11 protein-coding genes are annotated in these 12142 nt (G+C 58.8%); 1 reads left to right on the top strand and 10 read right to left on the bottom strand.

Annotated elements, in window-relative coordinates; all coding sequences use genetic code 11:
* A partial coding sequence (locus tag RAD04_RS07055; protein ID WP_461623154.1) for a TCP-1/cpn60 chaperonin family protein occupies positions 1–312 on the top strand: 312 nt, incomplete at its 5' end.
* A gap of 855 nt (positions 313–1167) precedes the next feature.
* Here RAD04_RS07055 and RAD04_RS07050 read toward each other — a convergent pair.
* The 10 genes from RAD04_RS07050 to RAD04_RS07005 form a co-directional block, all read right to left on the bottom strand.
* Entirely contained in the window at positions 1168–1548 is a 381-nt protein-coding gene (locus RAD04_RS07050) for a hypothetical protein (RefSeq protein ID WP_461623153.1), read from the bottom strand.
* 502 nt (positions 1549–2050) lie between these two features.
* Positions 2051–3334 carry an NAD(P)/FAD-dependent oxidoreductase gene (locus RAD04_RS07045; protein ID WP_461623152.1) on the bottom strand — a complete coding sequence of 428 codons (1284 nt, stop codon included), beginning with the start codon at positions 3332–3334 and terminating at the stop codon, positions 2051–2053.
* Positions 3335–4145: 811 nt separating this feature from the next.
* Positions 4146–4451: a hypothetical protein gene (locus RAD04_RS07040; RefSeq protein WP_458183842.1), complete on the bottom strand. Its 306-nt coding sequence runs from the start codon at positions 4449–4451 to the stop codon at positions 4146–4148.
* Positions 4452–4961: 510 nt separating this feature from the next.
* Positions 4962–5963: an ABC transporter substrate-binding protein gene (locus RAD04_RS07035; protein WP_461623151.1), complete on the bottom strand. Its 1002-nt coding sequence runs from the start codon at positions 5961–5963 to the stop codon at positions 4962–4964.
* 325 nt (positions 5964–6288) lie between these two features.
* Positions 6289–7401, bottom strand: a complete 1113-nt coding sequence (locus RAD04_RS07030) for a hypothetical protein (protein ID WP_375866021.1) — start codon at positions 7399–7401, stop codon at positions 6289–6291.
* A gap of 238 nt (positions 7402–7639) precedes the next feature.
* On the bottom strand, positions 7640–8440 hold the full coding sequence (locus RAD04_RS07025) for an ABC transporter ATP-binding protein (protein ID WP_027544493.1): 801 nt from the start codon (positions 8438–8440) through the stop codon (positions 7640–7642).
* A gap of 56 nt (positions 8441–8496) precedes the next feature.
* Positions 8497–9330: an ABC transporter permease gene (locus RAD04_RS07020; protein ID WP_027544492.1), complete on the bottom strand. Its 834-nt coding sequence runs from the start codon at positions 9328–9330 to the stop codon at positions 8497–8499.
* Positions 9331–9905: 575 nt separating this feature from the next.
* Positions 9906–10904 (bottom strand): CobW family GTP-binding protein, encoded by a 999-nt coding sequence (locus RAD04_RS07015; RefSeq protein WP_461623150.1) that lies wholly within the window; start codon positions 10902–10904, stop codon positions 9906–9908.
* Between the two features lie 3 nt (positions 10905–10907).
* Positions 10908–11375 carry a RidA family protein gene (locus RAD04_RS07010; protein ID WP_458183837.1) on the bottom strand — a complete coding sequence of 156 codons (468 nt, stop codon included), beginning with the start codon at positions 11373–11375 and terminating at the stop codon, positions 10908–10910.
* Between the two features lie 26 nt (positions 11376–11401).
* Entirely contained in the window at positions 11402–12142 is a 741-nt protein-coding gene (locus RAD04_RS07005) for a GntR family transcriptional regulator (protein ID WP_458183836.1), read from the bottom strand.

The following is a 12142-nucleotide window of genomic DNA, read 5'->3' as shown; positions in this document are numbered from 1 at the left end:
CTGTCGGCTCCCGCTCGCCAGATCGCGATCAACGCCGGTGAAGACGGCTCGGTGATCGTCGGCAAGATCCTGGAGAAAGATCAGTACGCCTATGGCTTCGACTCCCAGACCGGCGAGTACGGCAACCTGGTCACCAAGGGCATCATCGACCCGACCAAGGTCGTCCGTACCGCGATCCAGAACGCAGCCTCGGTGGCCGCGCTCCTGATCACCACCGAAGCCATGGTCGCCGAGCTGCCCAAGAAGGGCGGCGCCGGCCCGGCGATGCCCCCGGGCGGCGGCATGGGTGGCATGGGCGGCATGGACTTCTGAGTCCGGCCACTCAGGCGAACCACGGAATGCGAAACCCCGGCAGCGATGCCGGGGTTTTTGTTTGTGTGCCGAGCATGTTCGACAACTCTGCGGAGAGCAACCTGCTTAGCTAGCGGATATCGAACATCTGCCGATTCTGGGGCGGGCGGCCAGCTCCCCACGTCGAATCATTTCGTCGCGTGCTCATCTCAATCGATCTCCTTTTCGCGGAGCCACCGGCGTCCTTCATATGCTGCGATCCTACGATCGTTCTGCCAAAGCTCAACCGCGTGGTCGCTTGCAAGCTTCCGCACCCGCTCCGTGGCGGTCCCTTCGTCCGAACAGATAAACTCGACAAAGCCTACGAGATGCCCGTCGCGTCTGACCATGTAGACAGTGTACCGTTCCATGCAAGTCGCCTCTCCACGTTGTCGGTTCAGAGCCTACTCGGCAGGGTGCTCCGGACATCGGGATGTCCTCGATCGCGCGGCCAGAGTTGCCAAGGAGAACTGACGCCACGACCGATCGTCGGGGCATCGGACATTCCCGTAAGCTGGCAACTCATATGGTCCGCAATGGTTTACTTCTTTGAAGCAATGAGCACGTCAGCATAGCCCATTGCGGCACAGAGCTCGTTCGGCTGACTAAGATGCGACATCCCGTTCTATTAGCCGCGCTTGTGCGATCCGCGGCAGCGAGTCGGCGCAAGCAGCAAGACTGGCCAGTCCAGGTGACATTGGCCTGCTATGCCCGTGGGCAGCGTGGGTCCTATGATTTCCAATCCAGCGTTGACCAAAGCGCGGCGGAACAGCCAAAGTCGAGCGGATCATCACATTGTCGCGTCTCGTTACTCGTCGGACTCAGCGGGGCGGAAACTTACGCTATGATCGACTTGATAGCGGTGGCGGGGCATCTTTCGCGCTTGACTGCGCGCGGGTCCCTCAATGCAGCCTCCGGAATAGAATCGTCAGGAAACGCACTTTGCAGCGCTCTATTCGGAAGACGATACCAAAGATTATTGTTGACGAGCCCAAAGGCTTGCGAGCCGTGCGACAAGGCTCGCTTCAGGAGGCTATGGCGCGGGTCAGGTTCGATCAATTTCAAAAGCAAAGACACGCGTTGCGGCTCCTTGTCACCGCACTGCCCAGTAGCACGCAACCAGGATGCCGGTGAAAACGAGCCCGGCGCAACATCCCAAGACGATTTCCATTGCGTCACTCCCTGATTGTTGCGTAGTTCTTCCGGCGGCCGTTTCATGTCGCCTCGCAGATCGACGGGACGGACTCAAACGCAGGTGATGCGTCCGGTCCGCCCCTGCATCACCAAGCCCTGGATTGGTGATGGTATGCCGACCGAAGCAAGCTGCGTGCCGCGACGAAAGAGCTGGATCTATAGACCCTGCGCATCAACGGAGTGTCAGCTCACGGACAATGGTACCAAAGCTGACAAACTCACAAAGCTCGCACCACGCGCTGTCAGCGTCGCAAGAGCCGCCTGAACGCGTCTCGAGGGAGAAAACATCGCTGATCCGCTTGATAGACTTGCGGAGATCGCGACTGGAGTCGGCTGTGTTCCTTCTTTCAAACCGGTCAGGCCGTTGATAACGGTGTCGGGTGTTCGACCATATTGTCGGCATCTGACGTCACCGATCGAGCGAGATTGGCAATAGCCGTCTCCGAGGCCGCCGGAATTGCAATATGTCGGCGAGAAGGAAGCATGTGCCTTGCGCGGAGCTCACGGACTACCGAGAGCTGGCGGATCAGAGCCGGGCTTCGGTCAAATGAACGAGTTGCGCCCCGATGCGATAGAGCGCCTCCCGCGTGTCGCGGAAGCGCGGCTCCTCCACCGGAGTGATCGGAAGCGGAAGGTCTTGGTCCGCAACCTGCCCCAGCACATAGGACGCGAGCACGCCGCCGAACACAGTGCCTGGCGCAATTCCGCGGCCGTTGTATCCATTGAACCCGATTACGTTGCGGTCCAGCTTGTGAAAGCGGGGTAGGTTGTCCGAGGTCATACCGATCGTCCCGAACCAACCGGCCTCGAATTCGATGTCGGCGAGCTGAGGAAACAGCTTGCCCAGCGAGCGGATTGCCCACGCCCTGTGCACTGCTGTACTGCTCCGCTCGAGAGCACCGATGCTGCCATAAACCAGCCGACCTGCACGGTCGAAGCGAAATGAACTGAGCACCTGTTTCGTATCCCAGGCTCCCTGGCGTTCGGGCAAGATCGATGCTCTCAAATTATCCGAGAGAGGTTGGGTCGCAAAGTTGAAGTAAGGCAGTTCGATCTGCTCCTGCCGGACCTGCGACCAGGGTCCTCGTGCGTAGGCATCGGTGGCAACAATCACCCAATCTGCACGCACAGATCCGGCTGCCGTATTGACCTTCCAGCGCGAGCCGCCGTCGCTGGCGGTGAGAGCGGCACTCTGAGTGAATATTTTCGCGCCCGCAGCAAGCGCGGCACGAGCCAAACCACGAACATAGGCCAGCGGCTGAATTGTGCCAGCGCGTTTATCCAGCAGTGCACCGGCGTAGTCGCCACCACCGATCCTCCGGCGCGTCTCCTCGGCATCGAGAATCTCGACCGGCGCACCACGTCGCTGCCATTGTTCAGCACGAGCCTCGATTTCTTCCAATCCCCTGCGTCCGACTGCACAGTGCAACGTGCCCGTGGGCTCTTGTTCGCATTCAATGCCATGTTGCGCGATAAGATCGAACACTCGCCGCGGCCCACGGCCGAGCAGATCGATCAGGCGCTCCCCATGGGTTTGTCCCAGCGTCGCTACGAGAGTGTCCGGCATGACCCACATACCGGCATTCACGAGACCGACATTGCGTCCGGAGCCGCCGAAGCCGATTTCAGACGCCTCGAGGACCGCGACCCGCGCTCCTCCTTCTGCAAGGTGGAGAGCGGACGAAAGCCCAGTATATCCGCCACCGATGACGAGGATATCGACGTCGATCTCGCCGGCCAGACGACCGGTCTGAGGTGCATGCGGAGCCGTCAGTTCCCAGAGTCCGTGCGATGTCGGATCGTCTTGCATCAGGTAAACTCCCTCGGCTGCAATTGTCCGTCACGTCGAAAATGCGCCGACAAGGCTCCCCGAGCTGCGAGGCCATGGCGGAGGAAATCCGGAGGTACGGCGCAAGCTTGCGAATAATTCGCGGGAGGTCAACTTTGAATGCCGATTGACAGCCTAGGCGTGAAGCTCGCAAGGCGGATTGGCATGAGGAAGGCAAAAGCCCCCGTTGCGCGAAACAACGCGATTACTTCTTCACTGCATCCGGCTCGACCGCAAATCGGCGAAGAGGGCCTGATCCTAGTTGTCAGCTCCCGAGCCGGGCAGCCGAGCTGGCGATATCCTGCCGGAACGTGCTGTGACAACCTCATCCATGCGGGTGGCAGCTGGACGCACGCCGCTGCAGAGCTTGAGACGTCGCCGGCACCATTCGGCGCTGCGCGACCTCGATAAGCGATAGCATCAGCAGTGGGGGCGCACCCAACGCTTGGCTGACAACACATATCATCCGCGCTCGCGCCGGGAGAAACCAGAAATATCACTTGATAATCAAGCCAGATCAAGCCGTGGATTGAAGTGACGCCGTATTGGAGCGCAAATTCGACCAGCCCACGGAGCCTTCTTCCGCGGTCAGACCAACGGCAAATGCTTCCGCCCCTATGTCGAACAGCAACTCTTTCTGGTGGACGAGCCGCAATGGGGCGCTGACAGCCTTGACGCAGCAATCAACTTGATTGCTTGCTGCTCGGCCATTCGCGCCGAGATCGAACTACGCACGGAAAAACCTCCGGCCGCCTGCGCGCGACCGGAGGTTTGCGGATAAGAGCCGTCCGCGTTAGTGGCGCTTGCCGGCCGTCGGCGTCCCGCCGTCTGAAGACTCGTCAGCTGCCCCCTTGTTCGGAGCGATTCCAGTGGTGCCGGCTGCACCCTTTGTGCTCTTGGCCGGCTTCATCCCCACTTTTCGGTCCGCAGCGCCGAGCTGAGCGGTCGAATCCTCATCATCGCTCATGCCGCCCTGTATGCTCTTGCCTTGCATGCCGCCGCGATTCTTGGCGCCGGTCGAAAGGTCTTGCGCGAGCACCTGGCCCGCAAGCAGAGCCGAAAGAACACATGCGACTACAGAGGTCTTCACCAACTTCATCATCTCTCCTGGACTTGTTCGCGATTGAACGATTCCATCACTCCGACGCCATTCGCGTTCACCGGATCGTTCAACGCGTCAATACTGCGAACGGCGCCGTCAGCACGGAACGTGATTTTTGTGGTCATCGTTTAGAGATTTTAAGGCGATTTCGCGGAGCTACCGTCCTATGGGCAACGCGGCGACCATCTGCACAAGCAATTCAACTGCCGGACCGAGATTCTCAAGGGCCATGAACGGCACCGGAGCACGCTTCGTGGGATCCGCTGATGACTTATGAATCTTAGAGGCGGATACGAGCACAGAGCAGCTTGCATAGTCTCACCACCGGCTTGCCCGAAGCAACAATGCAGTAGAAGGCCCCGCGAGCCAGTTCATCGAGGATTGCCGCCCCCGGTCCCACCTGTGGGCGTTGGACTGGAATATATGTGAACGCAATGATGCGCAGGATTCACATCGTCTGACCTCGCCCGACGCCCACAGTCTTACTCGCATGTCATCTTTGGCCGGTCAGTTGGCGAGGAGTTCATTGGTAAAGAACGACGCCGCGGGTTTTGGATGATCGATCGCTTGTTCGGTCTTGAGCAACTCGATCGCTTGTTCGATGAGCTTCGCGTCGACCCAGCCGATGGGCTTTCCTTCCTCGGACACCATCGCGTCAATCGTTGCCCTGACTTGTGCTTCGATGACGTCCACCGACGGGCCGACTTGCCAAACCTTAGCGATGGCATTCGCAGCAGCCCTCGGATCACTTCGTGTGGCCAGGATGCCCTCGTTAACAGCAGCGAGATAGCGCATGAGAACATCCGGCTTCTTGGCAATAGCGGCATCGCTCGTGACTGCGGCCTGCCCTGGAACAACAAGCCCATATTGTGCGAGATCGAGAATCGGAAACTTGATTCCGGTCCGCTGCTCGAGGACGGGCAGGTCACTGGTGCGATAGATACTCACGGCGTCCACCTGGTTCTGCAGGAACTGGGGTACGCGCGATTGCGCGTCCATCTGCACCTTCTTGATCTTGGTGCAGTCGATCTTGTTCACCGCGCAGAAGGTTCCGAGATAGGATGTCCCCGTCTCGCCGACGGCATGTGCCACGACCTTGCCCTCGAGATCCTGCGGTTTGAGGATGGGCTTGTCGGGATGCGAGATCATGACGACGGGCGTCTTTGGATGGTACAGCGCGATGATCTTGATCGGCATGCCCTTCTGGATCGCGGAAGCAGCGAATATCCCAGGCATGATGACAATGTCCTGCTGGCCCTGAACGAGCGCGCCCAGTGCCGCCTGCGAACCGGCACCTTCCCCCATGCGTACGGCGAGGTTCTTGGCAGTATAAAAGCCTCTGTCCTGCGCAAGGTAGAGGTGCCCATACTCGCCCTTGAGCTTCCAGCTGAAACGCACTCGCACATCGTCGGCCGCCAAGGCAGCCGATGAGAAGACGATAGCAGCGAGCAGCGCCATGGCTGCCACCACGGTGCTGTTCCGCGCCGTGTTGCGGTGCCTTGCAGTCATAAATTCTCCTTCGATTTCCACCATCTCTCGCGTGGGCTGACGCCTCCAAGCCAAGCTGAGCGTCACACCGTCCAAGCGCAGACCGGCTTTGCGAATCGGACGATCAGGACGTCACCAGCAGGCCGCCATGCTTGCGAACACGGCGGCGTGCAGCGTTACGAGCGCTAGCCGAATTGATTCGCTAGTGAGAACGTTGGTGATTTGACGCAGCTCAGCATCTTCAGTGATGAGCCGGCGGACATAGTCATGTCGGTTCAATCAGGAGCTTTGATGGCGCCGCGTGATTGAACGCCGCGCCATCTTGCTGTGCGAATGAGACCAGGTACTAGAACTTGACCGAGACACCCGCGCTGGCTGATTTTTCCGTGCAGCTGTTGGTGCTGACGCCCGTTGCCGCGACGGTGCAGGTGCCGGGAGTGGCATTCGCATCGAGGCCATACTTGTTCTGCCAGTAGCGATAGGCAACCCAGACGTCAACGAAGTGACTGTATTTAGGGCCCATAAACGCCTTGCTGGCGTCAAACGTCAAGCGGATCGGCTCGCTGTTCAATTCGATCTTGCTGGCGTTGCTGAACCGTCCAACGCCGGACAGCGCAGGGAGCGTGTTGATATCGCCCTTCGCTCCCGTCACGGAAACACGGCCGCTGATGGCGAAATACCTGATGCTTTCGGGGAGGAATCCCAGATCCATGTAGTAATTGGTTTCAACCTTCCAAGTGGGTGGGAACCTTCTGTTGCCATCCAAGAGGCAGGTCACGTCCGGAGAGCCTGGACTGAAGAGGCCACACTGAAGAAACGATTTGTGGCTAGCGAGCCCTGCGACAACCAGGGGCGCCACGTTGATATAGCCCTTGTACGGAAGATCGAAGGCGAATTGCAGACCGCCAACGACGTTGTTCGTTGTGGGTGCAAAGTAGCTATTCGCAGTACCGAGATCGACGCCGACCTCGAACGAAATATTCCGCAGCGGTCCGATCTTGAAGGCGTTCGTGTTGAATATCTCATTCCAGCCGAACGTGCTCCGCTCGATGCCGTAGAATTCCGTCACTCCAGCGCAAATTCCCTGGGGACCAAAAGGCAGAACACCAGCGGGCGAGCAAGGGGAGGCAGGATCGTTGTGATCGGATTTCAACATATCAACGTTGAAGAAGTTTGTGCCGTAAGCCCATATGTCGAAATGGGTGAATGAATAGACCTGTTTTGCGGTCTTGCCGTTGATGGTCCCGTCCGGCCGGGTGCTAAACGCACCGGGATCCGTGGCCGTGAACTGGTAGGAGTAGGTGAGCCGGTTGTCATTCACCAGGAAGAACGGAGCGTCCGCAACGGGTTTTGGCTTTGCCTTGGCTGGTGCCTGTTCATCCGCAGCTCTTGCAGTACATGCGCAAGCGATCAGACTGACCGCAAGTATTGTTCGACTCACAAGTTTGGCAGAAAGCATGTTTAGTCCCCCTCTTCAAAAACGAGCTGCCCGTCGGGCATACTCAACGCGATAGTCGGAATGCGACGCGGCCTCGGAAATGGCGGCGGCCACATCACTGCGGACCGCACCCAATTCCGCATGAAGTCCCTGAATAGGCTCACGCCCGCATGATTTGGGACGCAAGTCATCTCCCGCAGAAAATCATCCTGCGGCATTCATGCCTGGTTCTCTTGACAACTGACGCGCCTACCCTTGCTCAGTGGGCGACGAGCACGCCTTTAGCCTCAAAGATATCGCGGATCTGGCGGACGTAGCCATGATAGACCTTGTCCTCGTGGACCTTGCTCCACTGTCTGGGACGGAGCATATCGATTTTTAGGTCAAGATCGATTCGACCGGGGCGCGGAGACATGACCAGCACGCGATCGGCGAGGAATACAGCTTCGTCAATACCGTGCGTGATAAACAGAACCGTGTTCTGAACCCTCAGCCACATAGACTGCATGTCCATGATCATCTGCTCGCGAGTTAGCGCGTCAAGCGCACCGAAGGGCTCGTCCATCAACAGCAGGCCCGGCTCCTGGATCAGCGCGCGGCATATCGCCACTCGTTGACGCATGCCGCCCGAGAGCTCCGATGGAAACTTGTTGCCGAAACCCTTGAGGCCAACTTGCTCAAGTAGCTCCTCGGCACGCATTCGGAACTTTGAAAGATCGAGCTTCTTGATCTCGATCGGCAGCAAGATGTTGTCGAGCACGGTGCGCCAGTAGAGCAGGAGATCCGACTGAAAGACGACGCCGATCTTGGGATGCGGCTTGCTGATCGCGTCCCCGTCAATGGCGATCTTGCCGGTCGAGACGGAGACAAGGCCCGCGAGCATTGAAAGCAAGGTGCTCTTGCCGCACCCGCTCGGCCCCACCACAGCGACGAAGGTGCCTGGCTCGAACTGAAGGTCTATCCGCTCGATGGCGACGACATCATCATCTTCGCGGGTCTTGTAGACCTTCGAAAGCTGCGAAATTTCGACTGCCGCACCTGATGTTTGGATGGCATTCATCGTACTGCCTCGCCGTAACTGTGCATCGTTGTTATCAATCGTCACCTAAAGGCATTTCATTTGGCGTCGTCACGCTTGTAGGAGACGCGCGCCTCGACCACATCGATGATGTAGTAAAGGATCACGCCGAGCAGTGAGATCGTCACTACGGTCGCGAAGTTAAGCGTGGTATCGAACAGTGAATTTGCCTGAAGCTGCAGATAGCCAAGCCCCCGTTCGGCTGCCACGTACTCACCGATGACCGCACCGATGACGGCGAGAGATATGGCCACCTTGAAGCCGCCGAAGATGTTAGGCAGCGCCGCTGGCAGACGCAGCTTGAAGAAGGTCTGCCACTCGTTTGCGCCCATTGAGCGGACCAGGTTGACGAGATTCTTGTCGAGGGACTGCAGGCCGACGACGGTCGATATCACGATCGGAAAAAACGAGATCAAGAAGGCGAGCACGATCTTCGGTGCCCAACCGTAGCCGAGATACAGCACCAAGATCGGCGCCAGCGACACCTTGGGTACCGTCTGTAGACCCACGAGGATCGGATAGATGGCGCGCTCGAAGGGCTTGGAATAGAAGATCGATAACGCCAGAGGGACACCGACCAGCACGCCCACGCCAAAGCCGACGATCACCTCGAACAGCGTCACATAGAGGTGGGCGGCGAGCAGCGGCGCGTCATTGATCATTCGAGTGGCGACGGCCGACGGCGTCGGCAGGACAAACTCTGAAAGACCTGACAGCGGCACGAGAATTTGCCAAGCACCGATCAGCGCCGCAGCTACGAGGAGCGCCGAATAACGCTCTAGCCAACTGCCGCGAGCGCGTTTCTTGCCGCTCATGCTTTTGCCCTGCTTCCGCTGTGCCTTGCCGGCACTGACAATATCCGTACTCGCCACCGTAGCCTCACCGCGTTAGAAGATTACAGTTGTTTTTGGCAGAACCGTCCACCGACGCCTTCGATGGTCTTGTCACATCAACGAACACTTCGCCGACAAGCGCGCTCTCGAGGCACAGTCGGACTTGCTCAACGAACCAATCAAGGAGAGGTCGCGCGGATCTGACGACAGCCCGACGGTCTCGTCGAAAAAACCCGGCTCGCCGGCGCGCCCTCAGGGCCGACACTGCTGCTGCGAGATTCACCCGAGACATCCCGTTCATCCCCGTCAATCTTGGGCTTGGTTTCGCCACCCGGACATCACCACTCATGCGGCGCGTCCCTGCGGTCGATGGCATCACTTCCCAAACCAACATATATTTGATCTCATGATGTGATCACAGTTTCGTATTGTCAAGCGTGTAATGTCGGCTGCCTCCGGCCATTTTTCATGCATTCGAGCGATTTCTGCGCCGCAAACATGAGCAGAAAAGCATGGCGGCGAATTGCCCGTGCCTTCGATGAGCAGCTCGGCTTGCCAGGTGATGGAGAAGAATTGCGATCGATATCGTATCGGCGCGGTTGCGCTTTCGACCGTCAGTGCCTGGCGGCAAAGATACTCGGCAGGGAATTTTCGATCGCGGTGCGCGTCAGGTTGCGCGCGATGAACACCAGCCAGCCGCGTGGCGAACCTTCCGGCCAGCGTGGCAGATATTCTGGCGGATAGACGACGTGTTGCACACCGTGGATGACAACCGGTCGCTCGTCGCCTCTGACCGGCAACAACCCCTTTACACGGAGAATGGATTCACCGCGTGCAGCCAGCAACAATTCCAGCCAATCGACAAAGGCCGGCCATTCGACTTCACGCGTCACCTCGACCGTGAAGGTCTTTATGCCGTGGCTGTGGACTCCCCGCCCAGGCTTGTCAGCTACTCGCAGATAGTGCGGCTCCCAGTCGTCGCCATGGGCCAGGACGTCGACCGCCGAGGGCATCGCATGCTTGCTCGAGGTCAGCGAGCGCACTGATGGATTGACCTTGGCGACATCGAGCTCAAGCTTGTCCAATTGCCAGCGCTCGACAAGATCTGACTTGGTGATGACAACGCAATCCGCTAACGCCACCTGCTGGGCTGCTTCTGCGAAATTTCGAATGCTGTTGAGGCCACTGACGCCGTCCACAGTCGTAATGATGTTGCCAGCTTGATAGCCATGCAGCAATTCGGAGGCGCTCATCACCGCGTGTATGATAGGCGCCGGATCGGCGAGGCCGGTGGTTTCGACAACGACCTGGCGGAAAGGCGTCACCGCGCCGCTGCGGACCATCGCCAGAAGCTCGGCCAAGGTTGACACGAGATCGTCGCGCACGGCGCAGCACAAACATCCGGACGACAGCAGGACCACATCTTCCGCGACCTCCCGCACCAGCAGGTGGTCCAGTCCTATTTCGCCGAATTCATTGATGATCACCGCCGTCTCGACGAGACCAGGCTCCCCGAGCAGGTGTCGAAGAAACGTTGTCTTGCCGCTCCCGAGAAATCCCGTCAGCACATGAACCGGGATCCGCGTGTCTAGGGAGGGAGCGGCGGGCTGCATGATTCAGATGACCTCGAATATTGCGTCGACCTCGACCGGAACGTTGCGGGGCAATGAGCTGCAGCCGACCGCCGCGCGAGCGTGGCGTCCTGCCTCGCCAAACACCTCCACCATCAGGTCAGACGCGCCATTGATGACCTTGGGATGATCTTTGAAGTCCGGCTCGGCATTGACAAAGCCGCCCAGCCGAATGACCCCGACCACCCTGTCGAGATTGCCGTCCAATGCCTGCTTGAGCTGAGCAAGAATATTGATTGCACAAAGACGCGCAGCTTTTTGGCCTTCCTCCACGGAGAAGTTCGAGCCGAGCTTACCGATGTACTTGTCCTTGCCGCCCTCGCTAGGGACCTGCCCGGAGATGTAGATCTGGCTACCCAGTCTGCGCGCGGGAACGTAGTTGGCGCTTGGAGACGTCGTTGCGGGCAGGTTGATTCCCAGTTGGGCCAGTTTTTGTTCGATCTTTGCTTCCATGGCGCGGTACTCCGGATCTCGGGTTCTCAGTCATCGAATTGCAGTTCCATTCCTTGCGCGAAGGGGAGCTCGGCTCCCTGCGAGCCGGCTATGCTGAGCAAGGCCCGGCAAGTCGTCCGGATGTCCTGGATCGTCCCGCGTTTGACCGCTATTGGGTTGCCCTCCTTCAGCCCCGCCAGAATGTCCTCGTGATGAGATGCACTCCAGGGCTTCGAGGGGATCAGTAACGACATGTACATGGTCGGCCCGAACTGCAACCACAGCGACTCGATCAAGAGCATGAGCGTCTCGGATTCGCTCGCCTGGTAGAGCGTGAAATGAAATTTCTGGTTGAAGGAAAGGCAGTTCAGAATGTCACGCTTGGCGATCGCCTGAAGCAACTGCTTATTGATGGACGTCAGGCCGCTAAGGAGCGCAGGCGAAGCTTTCTTGGCGGCGAGCTCGGCTGCCGTACCTTCAAGCAGTTCACGCACTGAAAAGATATCGCTCAGCTTCTCAGCGCTCAGCCTCGGCACGCGTACCGAGCCCCCCTTGGTTTCTTCCAAGGCATTCGCCGCCACGAGCTGGCTCAGCACTTCACGAACCGGCATGGGGCTGGTTCCGAGCCCTGCCGCCAACTTGCGCAAACTCATGACCTGGCCGGGAACAAACGCCCCGACCATCAGCCCTCTGCGCATATAGCTCAGCACACGTTCGTAGATGTGCCCCCGCTGCCGCTTGCCTTCTTCGTTGCCATTTACGGCAACTTCCGTTTTCTCCGTCCGCAT

This window comes from Bradyrhizobium sp. 25ACV, from assembly GCF_054863005.1.
This window is presented reverse-complemented; position numbering and strand designations above follow the sequence as displayed.